The following is a 20480-nucleotide window of genomic DNA, read 5'->3' as shown; positions in this document are numbered from 1 at the left end:
GCTAACATTAAAGGATGGAATATAATTCGTAATTCGTAATTCGTAATTCGTAATTATGAATCAAATTGTTGAGCATAAAATTGAGCATAACGCTCACCTTTTTCTAATAACTCTTGATGGGTTCCTGATTCCACAATTTGACCCTTTTCTAAGACTAAAATTCGGGTAGCACGTCTGACCGTTGCTAAACGGTGAGCAATAATAAAAACAGTTCTATCCTGCATTAACCGTTCTAAAGCTTCTTGAACTAACGCCTCTGATTCTGAATCTAAAGCTGATGTAGCTTCATCTAAAATTAGAATTCTAGGGTTTAATAAAACGGCTCTAGCGATCGCAATTCGTTGTCGCTGTCCTCCCGATAAATTCACTCCTCGTTCTCCAACAATAGTTTGATATCCATTCGGAAACTGCCGAATAAACTCATCCGCATTAGCTATTTTGGCGGCGGCTTCCACATCTGTTAATTCATAATAAGCTTGACCAAAAGCAATATTTTGAGCAATAGTTCCTGAAAATAAGGTAATATCTTGAGGGACAATTCCAATTTGTCGCCGTAGACTTTTTAAAGTCACATCTTGAATATCAATATCATCAATTTTAATCGTTCCTGACTGGCGATCATAAAATCGCGGTAATAAAGTCACTAATGTTGTTTTTCCGGCTCCTGACGGCCCCACTAAAGCCACCATTTCCCCTGATTTAACCAATAGATTCAAATTTTCTAAAACGGGTTTATTGTCTTCTTGACTCTGGGAAAAATCGGTTTTAGGATAAGCAAAATTAACATTAAAATATTCGACTTTTCCGGTGACATGAGGTAAAATAAAAGCATTGGGTTTTTCGACCACAGTTTGTTGCACTGCTAACAGTTCAAAAATGCGATCGCAAGACGCTTGACCCTGTTTAAAATCACTATAATTACTGGTGGTTAAGGAAATCGGATCAATTAATAACGCCACCGCCGCAATATAACTAATAAACCCACTTCCGGTTAAATTACCTTGGGAAATTTGCCATCCTCCTAAAAAGAATAACAAAATTACACTCATGGCTTCTAAAAAGCCAACAACCACAAATTGCAACGCTTTAATTTGTTCAGCTAAATATTTAGCTTTACGGTTTTGTTCCGCTTCTAAACTAAAGCGATTAATTTCATACTCTTCAGCCGCAAACGCTTGGACTAAACGAATTCCGCTAAACACTTCTGTTAATAAAGAAGCTAAATTAGAAACTCGGTTTTGACTATGGCGAGTAAAGATTAATAATTTTTCTCCAAACCAACCAATTAACACCGCCATAAACGGTGCTATAATTAACGTAGCGAGGGTTAATTGCCAATTGAGATAAATCATATATCCCAAAACCACAATTAACTGCAAAATACAGGGAATAAATTGATGAAAAAATTTATTAATCACTTCGCCAATTCGATCAATATCTTCCGTCAGACGATAGGCGAGATCCCCTGTTTTTGCCGTTTCAAAATAGCCAATATTCAGCCCTTGTAAATGACGATAAACCTGTTTTCTTAACTCCAGAGAAATCGTTAACGCGGCTTTTGCCATCAGGGTATCCTGACCATATTGTACCGTTCCCCGCACCAGGAAAACAACCGCCGCCACCCCTGCTAATTGAGCAATAGCGGTCACATTTCCCTGACCAATATATCCCGCCATTTGTCCGGCTAACCACGCTAATAACGGCCAAAATACCGTAAAAGCAATAGTACACGCGAGCGCTTTGGCAATGGTTTGTCCTTGAGTGCGAATATAAGGAATTAATTCCCAGTAACTAGAGGATTGTTTTTGGTTCAAGTTGTGCTCATCAAAACGCCTTTTTTAACCTATCATATTTTAGAGCAGGGAACAGGGAACACCGGAGGAAAAAACTTCACTTGAATTATCCTTCTTCGTGTCTTCGTGTCTTTGTGGTTACAAATATTGGTAATAAATTGCCCAAATTGCCATAGCTCTTAAATAATGACTAGCGCGGAAAGTTCCAACGGCTGTAATCGCTTCTGGAGTCCGAAATTGTAAGCCATTTTCATAGATTTGTTTAACTACAACTTCCGTTAATTCTAACGCTTCTGCTTTCATTCCCATTTGTAATAAAAAGGCAGCTAACCCAAAATTAATTCCTGTCCAAACTTCTAAAGGATGGGTATCTTGAGGATTAACCGCTTTTCCAGTCGGTCTAACACCATTCGCTGCGCCAAATTGTCCATTATGAAACTTTTTAAAACAGGAATCATAAACCGTTTTTAATGCCGAAATTGTACAATCTGGGGGAACAATATCCGGCAATCCTAATAATCTAGCATAGAATTGACCACATAATTGATCTGCCATAACCACATCAGAACCACTATCACTATCTAAACGATAATATTGACCATTCCAGAGGGTTTGATGATAGAGAGGTTTAGCTATTTCTAACCAAGTTTGATAGGTAGAAATCACCGTTTTAGGATCAGGTTGAACTGTTTCAGATAATCCCGCTTTTTCTAAGGTATTCCCCATAGCAATTACCGCTTCTAATGCCGCTAACCATAACCCCCCACAATAGGCACTAATTCCCTGTAATCTCCAATCATCAAAAGTTTGATCCGGTGCACCGCTATTTTCAGGAATTGAATCTTGATCTAAATCAAAAGTTTTGAGATAATCCAAGGTTTCAACCATTGCTGACCAACAATCTTTTAAAAACTCATAATCTGTTCCCCCCGTTAATAGAAAATCTCGATAAACTTGCAGAACAAAATCACAGGATAAATCCTTCCAGAGATTACAATCTTGATAACTGGTGTAATTGGTTTTTTCCCAAGGATGTTCATTTGGTGCCCCTAAATCATGGGGAGTTGCACCTACGGCTTTTCTAATAGCAGAGGCTTGATTATAACCAATAATTCGAGGCGTATTATCTCCTTGAGAAATCGCACGAGAATAGGCAATTAATATCGATTTTTCTAACTCCGGCCATAACATTAATAAAGAAAATGATCCATATAATCGTACATCTAAACTTTCATACCAACGATAATCTAAACATTCTAAAACCCCAAATTGACCGATAGGATCACGTTCATCCGCCGCGCTCCAAATCGCTCCCCCATCAGTGAGTAAATATAACTCATTAAACAGCGCCATTTTAAACCAATTCGGTAAATCTTGACGCTGTAAAATTGGATTTTGCCAAAGTTCAATTTGTTCTCGCCAAGTGTCAGAATGTTTCATCGCCGTGCGAATCATTGACCAAGCATTGTGACCATTGCGACCAAAAAAATCAGTATAACGTCGATAATAATTAATCCCTGATGCAAATTCTGTAACGGGTAAATCCCAGGATAAATAAAAGGGAATCTTGCGAGTTTTTCCCGGTCTAATTGTAAATTTAACCGCTAAAGCAACGGCAAGTTGTTCACCTTCTTTAGCGGGATGTTCACTTTCTTGATCTAATAGTGTGCCATCTTCTGAAAAACAATGCCAAATGTCTTCTCCGCTTCCTGTGGGGTTCCAACGGGTTTGATAATACACTTCAACCGCAGGATTTATAATCGTTGCGATCGCTATTTGTCCTTCCCCTTCCTGCACTTCTTCATTAGTGCTTGGGTGAGTCATTAAACAGCCAATGCGATGAAAATCTTCAACTAATCGATTCACATTTCCTGCACTTTTTCCCCAGCGAGGTTGATATTCATAAACCGGACTCCCATCATCTCTAACGGTGACTTCTGGACTGGCTAAACTATTAGTAAACCATCCTATTGTATTTTCCCAAGTTAATAAAATACTTAAGGTAATCGGTTCATCCGTTGGATTATGAGCAATCCATTCAAAAATTGCAATCGGATAACTACTTTCTTGATAGTTTTTAGCCCAAATCGGAGAAAATTGTTCACAACTTAATTGTGCAGAAAAGACATTTTCATAAACAAACCAACTGCGGGGATATAACGCATGATAGGTTCCCGTTTGTTCAGGATAATTTGTAGGATTAGGATACCAATTCCACGCCGATAAACTCCCATCTTCTGGGGGTTCTGTTGATAAAGCATAAGCTTTTTTATGACCGTTTATTTCTTCAAAAACGCTAAATTGACAAGCGGGAATTGTCCGAAAAATATGTTCACCCCCGTCCAAATGCCAAAGGTTAAAATCTCCGCGTGAAGAACGTCCAATACAACCTGCACCCAACCCCCCTAAAGGCATTCCGTGCCAAGGGCCATCATCTAAATTACTGGCGTAACGAACCGTATAGGGTTTTTCCCAGCCTAAACCAATGGGACGACTCCAAGTATAATCAGGAATATTGGGAATGGGGCTTTGATTGCTCATGCCGTTAAGGATAATTCTGTGAGATTGAGTGAACTTCAAACGTTTTATTATAGAACGAAATTCACCCTTGGAATCTTTGGGATTTTCTCACAATCAAGTTCAACAAGCAAGAGTAATTTTATTTGATGATTATAATTTGAGCAAATTTTAGTGATTTTTATAATAAAAATAGTAACATAATTCTCCTATATAGTAAAATACAATAATCCCGATTAAACTTGCGCTTAAATCGAGTAAACTAAAGGTACGACTCGGAAAAAGAGTTTGCATCATTTCTTCTGCAATTGTGACTAGGGCAAATAAAAATGGCCCCAAGGGAAGAAAAATGTTATAAATTACAAGCTTCTGTCTTCCTAATGCTTGATGGCTGAGGACAGATGCAATTCCATATAAAATAAAGTGTCCATAAACATCATAAAAGGGAAGTTTTTCTAACCAATAATAAGGTAAATTCCCCAAATCTGCTGTAATTACAATTAATAATAACATCAGGAAATAGAGGAGGCAGGCAATTCTCCAAGATTTTTGAAATCGGTTCATTGTTAACTGATTGATTGAGGAATTACCCTAAATCTACCACCGCCTCCTGGAGAATTTCGGATGATTAACAGTAGAGACGCAAAATCTTGCGTCTCCACCTGGAATTATTGGATTGCTTCTTCATCTACTTGGTTTTTAATTTGATTCCAAACCAATAAAACACCCGCCATCCAACTGTTCACAAAAGCTGCCTTATTATCATCATCACAGGGTAAAAGATTGCTGACTGCACCCTTGTCTAATCGCATCTCTTTTTGATAGTGGCGAGAGTCTAATAACTCCCACATTTCAGCAAAAGCTTCAGAGTCTGTATTTACACCTGCAACGCTCAGACATTCAATCCGATGAAATTCTGGATAAGAAAGGCTACTGGCAGATTTAATGCCAAAGTTAAATCCTTGTTCTCGGACTTGTTCTAATACCTCTTTTTTTTCCTGACGTAGCCGTTGTACCAGCGATTCAGAATCAAAATATCCAACGATTTGTTCTTGGAGACAAATAGCCATGTTCAAAGCCTCCCGGCTGCTGCTATCTTTGTTAATTAATCGGCAAATTTTAGTCTAAATCTGCATCATTCACTTCGTCTTTAATTTGATTCCAAATCGATAATACTCCTTCAATCCAACCTTCAACAAAAATCGTTTTATTTTCCTCATTTAGAGGGATAAGTTCGCTTAATTCGTCATCTACAAATTGCATGGAATTGTCTGTTTGACGAGACGCTAACCATTGCCACATATCTGCAAATGAACTAGCGCAGATTCTAGCATGACCTCGATGAAGATATTCAATCCGTTGGAATTCTGTATAGGAAAGACTCAGGGCTGATTTTAAGCCTAACTGACAGCCTTGTTCTCTAATCTGCGCCGTTAACAGTTTTTTTCCGAGTTTCAACCGTTCAATTAACTGTTTCCGGTCGAAAGTTTGGGTTTGAATTGGAGTTTGAGCTTGGGTTTCTTTTAATGTAATTGCCATATTCAACGCCTCCTGGCACAAGCCAGATATGTTGATGTCTTTTTTGACGTGCTGCAACCGCTCATACAAGGAGCCTGGGATTGCAATGGTCAGTCTTTGAGAACACATTGTTTGTGGGCTTTTCTGTGTATAGGTATACAATAACCCAAGTCATTGCATAATAAAAGTGGTTTTGACAACTCGTTACATAACATTTACGTTTCTTAATACTTGTTATGTACTTCTGCCTCGATACCCCTCCCCCAGGATACCCCCCCAGGGCTGTTTCATTTTTATAGTCCTACGCAAAGCCGGAATTATGTTCAATTTCACCGTGAAAATTACGATTTGACCGAGCCGGGGTTATAATTCATATATAGTATTGATCGGGTAAATAATCTTTAATCTGTACATTATTCATTTGAAAACTGGTAGATTACGAAATAAGTAGGTGTTAAATGAATAGCCACAAAGTAACATTAGAAATTTCGGAAACCCTTTTTGAGCAACTCTCTTTACTAGCTGACCTAAAAGAAGAATCAATAGAATATTTAGCTATTCAAATTATTGCTGCTAAATTACCTTGTTTAATTCAAAAAGAGAGTCAATTGAATCAATTATTAGCAGCAATCAAACCTGATAGCATCCATAGTGAGATTGGACTGGAAACATAATATATGAAATCCGATGATTCTCAGTTGTATATTCCCCGTCAAGGTGATATCATTTGGATTGACTTTATTCCGCAAATGGGCAGGGAACAGGCTGGTCGCCGTCCAGCTATTGTTATCTCAAAAACAACATATAATCGTCGAGTTAGACTAGCTTTAGTCTGTCCAATTACTAGCCGAATAAAAGGTTATCCTTTTGAAGTACCAATTCCCGAAGGATTGGCAGTATCAGGAGTTGTTTTAGCCGATCAAATTAAATCATTTGATTGGCAAGCAAGACAAGCAGAGTTTGCTTGTAAAATGCCTCCAGAAGTCCTAGTTCAAGTCGTGGCTAAATTAATGAACCTATTACCTGAAATAGAAATTTAGTTCAATAAATATGACTTTAGAAAATGTCGATCTTACTCCAGAAAAACTCAGTAGCTACGATAATCGTAAAAGCATCATTACTTCGCTTCCATCCAATTCTGTCCAGCGTGAATATCGACAACCAAAGGCACACTTAAGGGAAGCACTTGCTCCATAATGTTCTTAATTTTAGGTTGAATTTCTTCCCATTCCGTCTCAGGAATTTCAAAGACTAATTCATCATGAACTTGTAATACTAATCGAGATTGATATTGGGTTAAAAGTTGATGCACTTGTACCATCGCCATTTTAATAATATCAGCACTCGAACCTTGAATGGGAGCGTTAGCAGCGGCTCTTAAGAGTTGGGAATCATTTTGACCCATTTTTTTACTTAATTGAGTTAAATTAATCGAATTTATATCAACTCCTTTTAACCCTTGAAGACTGCTTCCTTGGAATTCAAAATAACGTCTTCGTCCTAATATCGTTTCGACATATCTTTGAGAAATGGCTTGTTTTTTAACATATTCTAAATACGCAAAAACCTGGGAATAGCGTTGGTTAAAGCGTTCAATAAATATTTTACCTTCTGCACTGCTTACTTTTGCTTCTCGCGCAAATCGTTGCGCCCCCATTCCATAGATTACCCCAAAATTAATCGTTTTCCCTAATCGTCTTTCTTCCGATGTTACGGTTTCTTTTTCAAATAATAACTTAGCCGTCACCGTATGAACATCTTGATTATTTTGATAGGCTTCTAATAAAATCGGTTCTTGACTTAAATGGGCTAAAATTCTGAGTTCAATTTGAGAATAGTCTGCTGAAACTAATAACCAGTTCGGTTCGGTCGTAAATGCTTTTCTGATTTTTCGAGAAAATTCAGTTTTAATCGGAATATTCTGTAAATTAGGATTAGAAGAAGATAACCGTCCCGTTGCGGTAATGGTTTGGTTAAAACTGGTATGAATTTGTTGTTGTGAATCAACTAATGTCGGTAAAGCATCCACATAAGTTGACTTCAGTTTAGCTAAGGTTCGATGTTCTAATATTATATCAATAATGGGGTGATCTCCTTGTAATTTTTCTAAAACATTCACATCCGTTGAATATCCTGTTTTAATTTGTCGGGTTTTTTTTATATCTAATCCTAACGTTTCAAATAAAAGTTTACTGAGTTGTTTAGGCGAACCTAAATTAAAGGTTTCTCCCGCTAGTTTATAAGCTTGATTTTCAATACTTTCTAACTGTTTATCTAATTGTTCGGCTAAGGTCTGTAAGTATTCAATATCCAGATGCACTCCCCAATATTCCATATCGGCTAAAACACATTCTAAAGGCTGTTCAACTTCTGTTAGAAGTTTCAATAATTGAGGTTTATCTATAAATTCTGCTTTAATTTTATCCACTAATTGAAAAGTGACATAAACCTGCATTCCACAATATTCGGCTACTTGAGCAATATTAATATCTGCAATAGTTTTTCCTTTGGGTACTAATTCCTTATAGCTCGGCGCGATTAATTCTGTACCTAAATATTTTCGGGTTAAATCAATTAAATTATGATTATCTTCAGGATTTAATACATAATTTGCTAACATCGGATCAAAGACAACTCCTTTTAATTCTATCCCATGAACTCTAAAAATTAATCGATCATATTTAGCATTTTGAAAGGTTTTCGGATAGCGATCGCTTTCTAAAATCGGACGTAAAAGATTTAAGGTTTGAGTTTTTTCTAAATTCGTTCCTTGAGTATGATTTAATGGAATATAAGCCACATCCGTTGGCTCTGTTCCCCAACAACAACCAATTCCCACTAATTCCGCTTCTCGATGTTCTAAAGAGGTTGTTTCCGTATCCCAAGCAACAGGAAAGTTAGGATCAGTATGACTTTTTAAAATATCAATTAACTGTTCTAAGGCTTCTGAGGTTTGAATTAAACGTAATTGAATTTGAGATTTGGGACTATTTTCTAATTTTTTTTGTCGATCAATTTCCGTTTCTTCCCTGGTATAAAAACTTGTATCTTCCTCGATATTAACCGAAGGTTCAGATACTTCGGGTTGAATATTTCCTTTAAATTGCTTTTGAATTTGATTAATTTTATCTAAAAATGTTTGCAATTGTAAATGTTCTAAAATTGGTTGAATTTTACCTTGATCAAACCCTTGCAATTTCAAATTTTCTAAAGCAACCTCTAAGGGCACATCTTGAATAATTCGCGCCAAGGTTTGAGAATGATCCGCATCGGCTTTTCCTTCCTCTAATTTTGTGCGAGTTGCGCCTTTAATTTCCTCAATATGGGCATAGATATTTTCTAAAGAACCATATTCTGCTAATAATTTAACGGCTGTTGTTTTGCCAATGCCTTTCACCCCTGGAATATTATCGGATTTATCCCCACACAAGGCTTTATAATCAATGACTTGATGGGGATAAATCTGTAATTTATCATAAACCTGTTGAGCCAAAAATTCTGTAGTGCTGCTACCTTTTCCCGGTTCCAAATGTAAAATACTAATCCGTTTTTCAATATCAATTAATTGAAATAAATCCTGATCTCCCGATAAAACTTTAACCCGATATCCCTCCTGACTTCCTCGGCTCGCTAACGTTCCTAAAATATCATCCGCTTCATAACCCGAAGCCGTGACAATGCTTAAATCTAAGGCTTGTAATAACCCTTGTAAATTTAGTATATCCTCAATAAAATCTTGAGGGGTTTCCGTTCGATCTGCTTTGTAGTTTTCATCCGCTTCATGACGAAAGGTTGGGTCTTTTAAATCAAAAGCGATCGCTAAATAATCCGGTTTTTGACTCGCCATTACATCTAATAACGACTTAAAAAACCCAAAACAAACGCTCGTCGGAATACCCGTTGAGGTGCGTAACCCCCCTTGGCGACTTTTCCCAAAGGCATAATAGGAACGAAACGCCAACGAATGACCATCAACCAAAAGCAATAGAGGATGTTCCAACACTGTTTTAATCCAAGCGCAATACAATCCCTATTTTAGCGATCTGTCTTCTCCCTTTGTAGGTCAAAATAAGAAAAGATCAACAGATTTCAAACGTGGAGATCGAAAAATACTATAAAATTTTAGAGCTAAAACCTGGAGCCTCCTTAGAGGAAGTGAGACAAGCCTATCGCTATCAGGCGTTAATTTGGCATCCCGATCGCTATCCCCAAAATTCTCCCTTACAAGCTCAAGCTGAAGAAAAATTTAAACAAATTAGCCAAGCTTACGAAACCTTAAAAACCTATCTCAGTAACCCTCCCCCTGTATCCCCTGCTCCCTCTGTATCCCCTGTATCCCCGGCTTCCCCGCCTCCCCCTGTATCCCCGGCTTCCCCGCCTCCCCCTACTTCCCCAACAATTCCTGTGGGTTGGTTAACGGGGGTATTTGTCTGTTATACCGTAATCACTTGGATTTTAAGCACTTTGAAGATCCCCTTTTGGGTGGGAATAGTTGCCCTGATCGCTTGGTTTACTGTTACCCTGGTCGCTAGTGAGGATTCTGATTCTTCNAGGGGCGATGGCGGGTTCAGAAACCGCCTCTAAAGGGATAATTGGGCTATTAGCGGTGATGGGAATTGCGGCTATTGCGGGGCTTGTCGCCGGAAACCGCACCGGAAATTGGTTAGGTTCGGTTTTTGGGGGGTGTTTTGGAACAATTATGGGATTGATGTTAGGAATTATTTTAGATGCTCTGTTTCGCTCCAGAGCCAAACTGGGAACCGGGAGTTTATTCGGATTAGTCTTAGGAGGATGGATCGGCGCCTGGATCGGGGCGGGTAAAAAAGCGATGATCCGAATTATAGAACGAATGCAGCCAGAGGTAATTATTGGGGCTTGGGGTGCGATCGCTGTCGTTGCAGGCGTCGTGGCGCAAATGGTTGCGGGAGAAAAATTACTTGCGTCCTACAATGGGTTTTACACCTTTCTGATTTTAGCGATAACTTCCGGTTTAGGCTTTAGTTTTGGGTGGTGGTTAGCCCACTAATCCCGTCAAAACCTTCGGTCTAAGGTCTAAAATACAGACGGAATTGTCAGTATCTCTTCCGAAAGAGATCGAAAAGTCCTGTCTTAGAAGCCAGATTATCTGGAATTTAATGATCTATAATAGTCAACAACAATGGAACTTGATTTATCTCGTTTTTTTAAAGCTTCTAATCCGGCTGAAACCCTCAATGTTGAAGACCCAGAAGATCAACAATATTATATTGATTTTTCTACAGCACGCGGGGGAAAGCTAATTGAACAAATTTCTCGAACAATTACTCGGTTGTCTCCCGATCGCCCCACCTGTCAACTCTTTACAGGTCATGTTGGTTCGGGGAAATCAACGGAATTACTGCGACTCAAAACTCAATTGAAACAAGAAGGATTCCATGTCGTTTATTTCGAGTCTAGTAAAGACTTAGATATGGCGGATGTGGATATTACGGATATTTTATTAGCGATCGCCCGTCAAGTTAGTGAAAGTATTGAAAGCCTGAAAATTAAATTACAAGCCAAGGGCTTTAAAAGTTTATTGAGTGGAATTGTCAGTGTTTTAAATACGGAAATTGACTTAAAAGGAGATGTGAATTTACCCGGAATTGGCACATTAACTGCTAGTACCGAAGGCGAGTTTTCTCTGTCAACGGGAATTGGTAATATTACGGCTAAAACGAAAGATAGTCGAGATTTACGGTCTTTATTACGTCAATATTTAGAACCTCGAACCAATAATATTTTAGAAGCCATCAATAAAGAATTATTGGAACCTTCGATCCAACAATTAAAACAGATGGGAAAACAGGGGTTAGTGGTAATTATTGATAACTTAGATCGAATTATCAATACCCAAAGCAGCACCGGACGTCCGCAACCTGAATATTTATTTATTGATCGGGGTGAACAACTGAATAAACTTAATTGTCATGTTGTTTATACGATTCCCCTCGGTTTAATTTTTTCTAATGATTTAGGACAACTGATGAATCGCTTCGGTAGCGACCCCAAAACTTTACCGATGGTAACGATAAAATTAGAAGATGGAACATCCTATGCAGAAGGAATTGAATTGTTACGACGGATGGTGATGGCGAGAGCATTTCCAGGTCTTGATCCGAAAGAATATTCGAGCTTAGTCACGAAAATTTTTGATAGTCCTGAAACCTTAGATCGGCTTTGTACGATTAGTGGGGGTCATGTTCGCAGTTTATTAATTTTGTTATATAGCTGTTTGCAAAAAGAAGATCCTCCTTTAAGCAGAGAATCCTTAGAGGAGGTAATTTTACAACGTCGTCATCAATTAACTCTTGCAATTGAAACGGAAGAATGGGAAATGTTACGTCAAGTGGCGACTACTAAAAAATTGAGTGGTCAGATGGAATATCAAACCTTACTCAGAAGTTTATGGGTGTTTGAATATCACCATGCTCAACATTTTTGGTATGATATTAATCCTGTTTTGGCAGAGGCTAAGGAATTTTGATCACGGATTTTTTTTAAAGCTAATGTAGAATCCTGGTAATCGAGATCGCCTCAACAATTATCTTTTAAAGTTTATTGGAGGCGATCACTTCTTTCCTGCGGCAAGTTAGACATTTCTTCCCGTAAATCAGCGACTTCTATTTAGAATTCTGCCTTTGAGCTATTGACAATTGAAGCCAATTCTGCAAGATATTGATTACTACTGGAGCAAAGGCATCCAGTTGACCCTCTTGGGGTTGTCCTAGTTCGTCGATCAAGACTTTCAAGAGTTCTTCGTCCTCTAGCCCTTGGTCGGGATTTATACCGTTTTTCCATAACAAGGTGTTGGACAATTGCTTGCGTTTTTCGATCAGGGCACGGTTATTTATTTCCTTGTCTCCCAGATTTAAGACTTGAATCGTGGTGGTTGCTCGATCGCTCAATCCCTCTACCCGACCACTAATTTTAAATCGAAGTTCTGTTTCACATTCCGCCATCAAGGGGGTGAGGGGTAATTCTTGGGATTTATGGGCATTGCCGCATTGATTGTGGGTGTTACAACTCCCAACAATATTTGTAAAATCGAGAGATCGTTGAGGATTCAGTTTTTGAGCTTCTATATGCTCATTATGGCAAGCGTCAATATCTTCAATTTTCTGGCAGCAATAAGCGCAAAGGTAGAATTGTTCTTTTAAGGCATACTCTCGAATATCTCGACGAATATCTGCGTCTAAATCTTCGTAATGCCCATTTGTTTTTTTCCGTTTCCAATCTCTCAAACTAGGCGGTTCTGTTCCTTTACTAATGGTTCGCATGACGTAATTCTTGTTTACGAAGTAATAGTTTAGCCTTAATTAGTTCGAGATGATTAGCAGGTAGTTCAGAGGTTAATTCTGCTAGTAATTGTTGGGCTTTGACTGGGTTTGAGTCTTGGATAGCATCGAGCAAATCGTTAAGCCTGCTGTCAATTTCTTCGTTACGGATGCTGGTATTCATGACATCTAGTAAGACGGTATTTGCATCTTGCCCATATTGGGATGGTAGTTCTTGTAATTTACCATCGGTTAAGATGTAAACCAAAACATTCTTACAGTCACTGATCACCAGAGGCGAATGGGTGGTCAGCACAAATTGGCAACGGGGGAAAGTTGCGATTAGGCGATCACATAGGCTCCGTTGCCAAGAAGGATGCAGGTGTAGATCTACTTCATCAATCAAGACAATGCCATCACCGGTTAGGGGGTTATCTAGGGCGGGGTTTAGCATGGCTAAACGGCGAGCGATATCACCGACGAGAGCCATGAGGGATTTTTCCCCTTGGGAAAGTTGGGTAACATTAAGGGTTTCACCGTTTTTATCAATCGCCATATAGAGGCGAGGTTTACGGTGGACTCTGAGATTATCCATTTGGGGCATAAAATGACGAATGGCAGTGCGAACTGCGGTTAATTGTCGATCTTTGGCTGAGGCCTGTAGTTGTTTTAATTGTTGCCATACGTCTGAATTTGTACCAAATCGTGCTCTTAGTTCACTCAAGACATCTTCAGAAATGCCCGATTCATTTTCTGTATCTTCCCGTTCCCGAAACCATTCAAAAAAGCGGCGGAAGTCAACGCCTTGGCTGAGGGCGTTGTCGTAACCATCCAGTTGCAAGAAGGTATGTCTAGTCCTGATTTTTAGCGGAATATCGATTACGCTGCGCTCGACAGGATAAAACGCAATCAGGGGCAGGCTGGTTTTGTCATCGTGGGTAAGGGCATTACGGTAATAATTAGCGAGTCGGGTGCAGTTGTTTAGGTTACTGGCGTATTGGGATTTACGCCCTTTCCGGGTTTTGGCTATAGTCCAATGAAAGCGATCACTTATCTCGCGTTCATTTTGATGAGCTAATGCCCCAAGGGAGTCACAGATATCTATTTCTATAGCAGCACCATTCGCGACATTGAGGATGACATCTTCGGGAATCGGGCTGCCGTTGCCTTTTTCTGTGCGTAAACGGGCAATAAACCAACTAAGGGAAGTGGCTAAGGCTTCCAGTATCGATGTTTTGCCAGTGCCGTTGTTACCGACAAAGACGGTGACGTTACTAGGATTTTTCTCGGTGGGGGCTAGGGGAATTTCTACGGTTCCAAATGGCCCGACATTATTTAAAGTAACCCGTTTGATTTCCATATCGGTAAAGTTTAATCCTCTAAGGTCTGCGACAGTAACGATAGTTTTTCCGACGGTGTTAAACCAACTGCTGAGATATTATTATCTAACAACAGCAATCAACTGCTATTAATAAACTTTGGATCACCACTATAATTAAATATATAGTGAACTCAGGTTATTATGATCATTAAAGGAACAACAAAACTCTTAGGGGTAATCGGTTATCCGATTGAACATTCTCTTTCTCCGGTGATGCACAACGCCGCCATCGCCCATTTGGGAGTCGATTATGTTTACCTGCCTTTTGCGATTTCCCCCAGCGATTTAAAAACGGCAATTGCCGGATTTACTGCTATTGGAATTCAGGGATTTAATGTTACGATTCCTCACAAACAGGCGATTTTACCCTACTTATCGGAAATCACCACCTTAGCCCAGGCTGTGGGGGCTGTTAATACGGTTTGGTGTACTCATAACGGTTGGAGTGGTACTAATACGGATGTTGTGGGTTTTCTTACCCCTTTACAGGTGTATCATCAACACTGGGATGATAAAGTTGCGGTGATTTTGGGATATGGGGGGGCGGCGAGGGCTGTTGTCGCCGGATGTGTAGAATTAGGGATAACTGAAATTTATGTTGTTGGCCGTAACCCCCAGAAATTAGAAGCCTTTCAACACAGTTGGATCACGTCTCCTTTAGCCGTTTCCGTCAAAACCTGTGCTTGGGAACAATTATCGACTTTGCTTCCTCAAGCGGACTTGCTAGTGAATGCGACGCCGATCGGAATGTACCCCCATATTGAGGAATCTCCCGTGGATGGGTCGGTGATGGACAAGATTAAATTGGGTGCGATCGCCTACGATTTAATTTATATTCCTCGAACGACAGAATTTCTGAATTTAGCCGCCGCTAGAGGTGCGATGATTTTAAATGGACTGCCCATGTTAGTACACCAGGGTGCCGCCGCCTTACAATTGTGGTTACAGCAACCTGTTCCTATCGAGATCATGCGTCAGTCTCTACAACAACATTTAGAATCATAAAAACATGAAATTTAAAATTTTATCCGTTATTGTTTGCGCTTGTTTCTGGGTTTTAATTACCAGTTTTTGGACTCCTCCGGCTTGGGCATTAATTCAGATTCAACTGCAAGATTTAAGTTATAAAGATTGTCCTCCCGAATTAGCAGAAGGGGCAATATCCAGTGGCTCTAGCGACGATGCCTATTGTTTTATTGTGATGGGAAAAGCCAATAATACAACCGGGAAAGTTGTTGTGGATGCTGACATTTTTGGTCGGATTTACGATGCTAATAGTAATTCAGTTATGCCTAATCGCGGACGGTTAGGTAATATTGATACAGTGCCTCCGGGTATCAGTGATTTTGAATTTAGAATTTCGATTCCTTCTAACCTGGAACTTCCCCTGCAACTCAAACAATTTAAAGCCGCAGGTTTTAGCCATCGAATTGGCAGGTAAACTTGACTATTATTTTCAGAATTCTACCCCCAAATTAAACCCTTATTCCAGGCGTTTAATTTGGAACTGGGCATCTTTATAACCCCCTGTTAAGCCTTGTTCTAAATAGAGTTTTCCAGCCTGTTCAAAATCACTAATCGCACCACTTTTATCGCCGATTTCAACCCGAATTAATCCCCGTCCATAATAAGCACCTGCATAATTGGATTTCAGACGAATGGCTTGGGCATAATCGGCGATCGCTTGATCATAATTTTTCATTTTAACATAGACTTGGGCGCGATTTCCGTAGGCTTCGGCATCGTTAGGATTAATATTAATCCCACTGGTATAATCAACAATTGCTCCTGGATAATCCTGGGCGGCAAAACGGGCTAATCCTCGATTACTATAGGCTTTATAATCATCTCCTTTAATTTCAATGGCTTTTGAGCAATCTGCGATGGCTTTGGGATAATCTTTGAGGTTCAAATAGGCAATACAACGGTTATTATAGGCAACGTCATTGGGAGTACGATTAATCGCTTCTGTGCAATCTGTAATGGCTTGATTATAATCCCATAAATTGATATTAACACTACAGCGATTAGCGTAGGCTTCAGCATTATTGGGATCGAGTTGAAGTACAGTATTATAATCCGCTAAAGCCCCTTGATAATCGCCTAAATGAAATCTTGATCGACCTCGATCATAATATCCGGCTGGATTTTTGGGTTCGAGGCGAATGGCTTCGGTATAATCTGCCATTCCTGCTTGTAAATTCCCGGATTTTACCCGTGCAGTTCCTCTAGCACGATAAGCTTTAGCTTGTCCAGGTTGTAGTCTTAAAACGGTATTATAATCCTGAATGGCACTTTCATAATCTTCCCGATCATAATAGATTAAACCCCGTTTATAGAAGGCATCTCCGTCTTGAGGTTGTTGTTTAATCACTTGATTAAAATCCGCTAAAGCCCCTGATAAATCATTCAGATCATACCGAGTTAAACCCCGATTAAAATAGGCATTGGTATAGTTAGGATTCAATTCAATGGCTTTTGTATAATCTGCTAAGGCTTGATCATATTCCTTCAAATCATAATAGGTATTGGCGCGTTTATGATAGATTTCGGGATTAGTTGGATTGAATTTAATCGCTTGATTAAAGGCTCGAAGTGCACCTTTTAGATCATCTTTTTCGGCTTTTTCTATGCCTTTTTTAAAGGCATTTTCAGCTTTAATCGGATCGGGTTGATTTAAAACTTGGATCAATCCAAAAATTACGAATAATCCCACTAATCCTGTAGCCGCGATCGCAACAATTTTACCCCAGGGAATCGGGGCTTTTTCTTCCGGGTAAGCGGGAAAGTTTTTTAACTTATTAATATTAAATCCTGAACGTCCCGTTGCCTTTCTTAAATCATCTAAAACATCGATTACAGTTAGATAACGTTTGCTATAATAAGGATGTACCATCTTATCAATAACTTGGGCTAATCCCGTACTGACTTTAGCATAATTTCGCCAATTCAGTTCTCCGCTATTTGATAAACTCGGATCTTGTAATTTAGGCAAATCTGAAGCTTCTAAACCTGTAATTGCTTGAATGGCAATCATGCCAACAGCATAAATATCGCTATTATATTGGGGATGACCTTGGAACTGTTCAATGGGCATATAAGAAGGAGTTCCCGTTGCAATTGTTCTCAACCCTTGTCCATTACCCTCTGCTAGTCGGGTACTCGCTTCTTTGACGGAACCAAAATCAATTAATACTAATTTTTCATCAGATTTACGACGAATTAGATTAGAGGGATTTACATCTCGATGAATCACTAAGTTTTCATGAACAAAAACCAAAATTTCTAAAATATCTTCGATTAACAAAATCACTCGTTCTTCTGACCAAGGACTCCCCGGAACTAACTCTTTCATCAACGGATGTCCACTTACAAATTCTTCGACTAAATAAAATTGATTATGATCTTCAAAATAAGCTAATAATTGTGGAATTTGATCATGTCGTCCTAAGCGTTCTAAGATTTCTGCTTCTTGACGAAATAACCGCAACGCCGTTTTTAACACATTAGAATTATTACTCGGCGGACGTAATTGTTTGACCACACATTGAGGATGACCAGGGCGACGAGTATCGGCGGCGAGATAGGTTTGTCCAAACGCCCCCGAACTTAAGACTTGCACAATTCGGTATCTTCGATCTAACAGTTGACCAATCATTTCCATAATCAATGTTCAGTAAAGGTGAACAGTCAAAACATGAACCCAGAGTAAATACAAACCGATGAAAAATAATATATAAAGTCAAATGTACCTGAATTTTAATTAACTTTAACTCACCCCGATTCTTACTCCAGCTATCTAACATCTTATCAACACACAGGGTTGAGCCCCCGATTGACTAAATCCATCATACCTGTCTTCGTGGGCTGTCGGTTGATTATGAGCACTTCATCTGTCAACCGTCAACCGTCAACAAACTTCAAAAAAATATAGATTCGCCAGCGTCAATCTGAGTTAACAATGGATCTTGAGTGATTATTCCAGTTACAGCAATAAAAATGTCACAACCTACGATAGAATCCATTTTGCAAGAAAATCGGTTATTTCAACCGACACCAGAGTTTTCCCAGAATGCTCATATTAAAAGCTTAGAAGAGTATAAACAACTCTATGAAAAAGCCAAAGCCAACCCGGAAGCGTTCTGGGCAGAATTAGCGGAAACAGAACTGCATTGGTTTCAAAAATGGGATCAAGTGTTAGACTGGCAGCCGCCCTTTGCCAAATGGTTTGTTAATGGCAAAATTAACATTTCTTATAATTGTTTAGATCGGCATTTAACCACCTGGCGGAAAAATAAAGCTGCCTTAATTTGGGAAGGAGAACCGGGTGATACTCGAACTTTAACCTACTTTCAACTGCATCGGGAAGTTTGTCAAATGGCAAATGTTCTCAAACAGTTAGGCGTTCAAAAAGGCGATCGCGTTGGCATTTATATGCCCATGATACCCGAAGCCGCCATCGCCATGTTAGCCTGTGCCCGAATTGGTGCACCCCATACCGTTGTGTTTGGGGGGTTTAGTGGAGAAGCCCTCAAAGATCGGTTAGTGGATGCTAAAGCTAAACTGGTGATTACCGCCGATGGGGGCTGGCGAAAAGATGCCATTGTGCCCTTAAAAGAACAAGTTGATAAAGCTATTGAAGCCGGAGCGAATAGCGTTGAAAACGTTTTAGTGGTACAAAGAACCGCCCAAAAAATTAATATGGAACCAGGACGAGATCATTGGTGGCATGATCTCAGACAAGGGGTTTCTGCCGACTGTCCCGCCGAACCGATGGATAGTGAGGATATGCTGTTCATCCTCTACACCAGCGGCACCACAGGTCAACCCAAGGGCGTTGTTCACACCACAGGTGGCTATAACCTTTACACCCACATTACCAATAAATGGGCGTTTGATCTCCAAGACACCGATGTCTATTGGTGTACAGCCGATGTCGGTTGGATCACCGGACACAGTTATATTGTCTATGGGCCGTTATCCAATGGGGCGACAACCTTAATGTATGAAGGAGCGCCGCGTACCTCTAACCCCGGTTGTTTCTGGGATGTGGTGGAAAAATACGGAGTGACAATATTCTATACCGCCCCAACGGCAATTCGGGCGTTTATGAAAATGGGTGAACATCATCCCAAGTCGCGGAATTTATCGTCTCTGCGCCTATTAGGAACCGTTGGAGAACCCATTAACCCGGAAGCTTGGATGTGGTATCAACGAGTCATTGGTAACGGGAAATGCCCCATTGTCGATACTTGGTGGCAAACTGAAACCGGAGGGTTTATGATCACACCCTTACCCGGTGCGACTCCGACCAAACCCGGTTCGGCGACTTTTCCCTTCCCTGGGATTTTAGCGGATATTGTGGATACGGAAGGAAACCCCGTCACCGATGACAGTGGTGGGTATTTGGTGGTGCGTTATCCCTGGCCGGGAATGATGCGGACGGTGTATGGTGATCCCGATCGCTTCCGCCGCACCTATTGGGAATATTTGAAACCCAAGGAGGGCAGTTACCTCTATTTTGCGGGGGATGGCGCCCATCAAGACCGGGAAGGCTATTTCTGGGTTATGGGTCGAGTGGATGACGTGATCAATGTGTCGGGACACCGTTTAGGGACGATGGAAATTGAGTCGGCGTTAGTGTCCCATCCGGCGGTGGCTGAGGCGGCGGTGGTCGGGAAACCCGATGAAATTAAGGGTGAGGATATTGTGGCGTTTGTGACCTTGGAGGAAGGGAAAGAAGCGTCCGATGAGTTAGCGCAGGAACTTAAGAAGCACGTTGTCAGCGAAATTGGGGCTTTAGCTCGTCCTGGGGAAATTCGGTTTACGGATGATTTGCCTAAAACCCGGTCTGGGAAGATTATGCGGCGCTTATTGCGATCGCTCGCATCCGGTCAGGAAATTACCGGAGATACCTCTACGTTACAGGATCGCAGTGTATTAGAAAAATTGCGGGGTGGCGCGTAATCAGTGATC

At 40.1% G+C, this 20480-nt stretch carries 16 protein-coding genes; 7 read left to right on the top strand and 9 right to left on the bottom strand.

Annotation, left to right across the window (positions count from 1 at the left end; all coding sequences use genetic code 11):
* Nucleotides 1–53: 53 nt before the first annotated feature.
* The 5 genes from PL8927_RS26910 to PL8927_RS26890 all read right to left on the bottom strand — a co-directional run bounded on the left by PL8927_RS26910 (nt 54) and on the right by PL8927_RS26890 (nt 5849).
* The gene (locus tag PL8927_RS26910) at nt 54–1814 is read right to left on the bottom strand and encodes an ABC transporter ATP-binding protein (RefSeq protein WP_083626978.1); all 1761 of its coding nucleotides are present in this window, start codon (nt 1812–1814) and stop codon (nt 54–56) included.
* Between the two features lie 117 nt (nt 1815–1931).
* A complete protein-coding gene (locus PL8927_RS26905) occupies nt 1932–4334 on the bottom strand; it encodes a GH116 family glycosyl hydrolase (protein ID WP_083626977.1) in 2403 nt (800 codons plus the stop codon).
* A 147-nt stretch (nt 4335–4481) separates the two neighbouring features.
* Nucleotides 4482–4874 (bottom strand): VanZ family protein, encoded by a 393-nt coding sequence (locus PL8927_RS26900; RefSeq protein WP_083626976.1) that lies wholly within the window; start codon nt 4872–4874, stop codon nt 4482–4484.
* A 104-nt stretch (nt 4875–4978) separates the two neighbouring features.
* A complete protein-coding gene (locus PL8927_RS26895) occupies nt 4979–5380 on the bottom strand; it encodes a hypothetical protein (RefSeq protein ID WP_083626975.1) in 402 nt (133 codons plus the stop codon).
* 49 nt (nt 5381–5429) lie between these two features.
* Nucleotides 5430–5849, bottom strand: a complete 420-nt coding sequence (locus PL8927_RS26890; protein ID WP_083626974.1) for a hypothetical protein — start codon at nt 5847–5849, stop codon at nt 5430–5432.
* A gap of 437 nt (nt 5850–6286) precedes the next feature.
* Between PL8927_RS26890 and PL8927_RS26885 the strand changes: the two genes are divergently transcribed.
* Together PL8927_RS26885 and mazF are read left to right on the top strand one after the other, a co-directional pair.
* Nucleotides 6287–6502 (top strand): hypothetical protein, encoded by a 216-nt coding sequence (locus tag PL8927_RS26885; RefSeq protein ID WP_083626973.1) that lies wholly within the window; start codon nt 6287–6289, stop codon nt 6500–6502.
* Nucleotides 6503–6505: 3 nt separating this feature from the next.
* Nucleotides 6506–6868, top strand: a complete 363-nt coding sequence (gene mazF / locus PL8927_RS26880; RefSeq protein WP_083626972.1) for an endoribonuclease MazF — start codon at nt 6506–6508, stop codon at nt 6866–6868.
* Between the two features lie 77 nt (nt 6869–6945).
* Here mazF and polA read toward each other — a convergent pair whose 3' ends face one another.
* Nucleotides 6946–9831 carry a DNA polymerase I gene (gene polA, locus PL8927_RS26875; RefSeq protein ID WP_231506157.1) on the bottom strand — a complete coding sequence of 962 codons (2886 nt, stop codon included), beginning with the start codon at nt 9829–9831 and terminating at the stop codon, nt 6946–6948.
* 92 nt (nt 9832–9923) lie between these two features.
* Between polA and PL8927_RS26870 the strand changes: the two genes are divergently transcribed.
* The gene (locus PL8927_RS26870; RefSeq protein ID WP_083626971.1) at nt 9924–10412 is read left to right on the top strand and encodes a J domain-containing protein; all 489 of its coding nucleotides are present in this window, start codon (nt 9924–9926) and stop codon (nt 10410–10412) included.
* 574 nt (nt 10413–10986) lie between these two features.
* Nucleotides 10987–12333: a P-loop NTPase fold protein gene (locus PL8927_RS26860; RefSeq protein ID WP_083626969.1), complete on the top strand. Its 1347-nt coding sequence runs from the start codon at nt 10987–10989 to the stop codon at nt 12331–12333.
* A gap of 136 nt (nt 12334–12469) precedes the next feature.
* On the opposite strand, the gene PL8927_RS26855 is transcribed toward PL8927_RS26860, so the two are convergent.
* Together PL8927_RS26855 and PL8927_RS26850 are read right to left on the bottom strand one after the other, a co-directional pair.
* Nucleotides 12470–13126: an HNH endonuclease family protein gene (locus PL8927_RS26855; protein WP_083626968.1), complete on the bottom strand. Its 657-nt coding sequence runs from the start codon at nt 13124–13126 to the stop codon at nt 12470–12472.
* Nucleotides 13113–14483: an AAA family ATPase gene (locus PL8927_RS26850; protein WP_083626967.1), complete on the bottom strand. Its 1371-nt coding sequence runs from the start codon at nt 14481–14483 to the stop codon at nt 13113–13115. Before PL8927_RS26850 ends, PL8927_RS26855 begins: the two co-directional genes overlap by 14 nt.
* Before the next feature lie 165 nt (nt 14484–14648).
* On the opposite strand from PL8927_RS26850, the gene PL8927_RS26845 reads away from it, so the two are divergent.
* Both PL8927_RS26845 and PL8927_RS26840 read left to right on the top strand, forming a co-directional pair.
* On the top strand, nt 14649–15509 hold the full coding sequence (locus PL8927_RS26845; protein WP_083627080.1) for a shikimate dehydrogenase: 861 nt from the start codon (nt 14649–14651) through the stop codon (nt 15507–15509).
* 4 nt (nt 15510–15513) lie between these two features.
* A complete protein-coding gene (locus PL8927_RS26840; RefSeq protein ID WP_083626966.1) occupies nt 15514–15945 on the top strand; it encodes a hypothetical protein in 432 nt (143 codons plus the stop codon).
* A gap of 42 nt (nt 15946–15987) precedes the next feature.
* Here PL8927_RS26840 and PL8927_RS26835 read toward each other — a convergent pair whose 3' ends face one another.
* The gene (locus PL8927_RS26835; protein ID WP_083626965.1) at nt 15988–18168 is read right to left on the bottom strand and encodes a serine/threonine-protein kinase; all 2181 of its coding nucleotides are present in this window, start codon (nt 18166–18168) and stop codon (nt 15988–15990) included.
* Between the two features lie 335 nt (nt 18169–18503).
* Between PL8927_RS26835 and acs the strand changes: the two genes are divergently transcribed.
* Nucleotides 18504–20471, top strand: coding sequence for an acetate--CoA ligase (acs, locus tag PL8927_RS26830; protein ID WP_083626964.1), 1968 nt, complete (start codon nt 18504–18506; stop codon nt 20469–20471).
* Nucleotides 20472–20480: the final 9 nt, after the last annotated feature.

It is taken from the genome of Planktothrix serta PCC 8927 (assembly GCF_900010725.2).
In the GTDB taxonomy this organism is placed as follows: Bacteria; Cyanobacteriota; Cyanobacteriia; order Cyanobacteriales; family Microcoleaceae; genus Planktothrix; species Planktothrix serta.
This window is presented reverse-complemented; position numbering and strand designations above follow the sequence as displayed.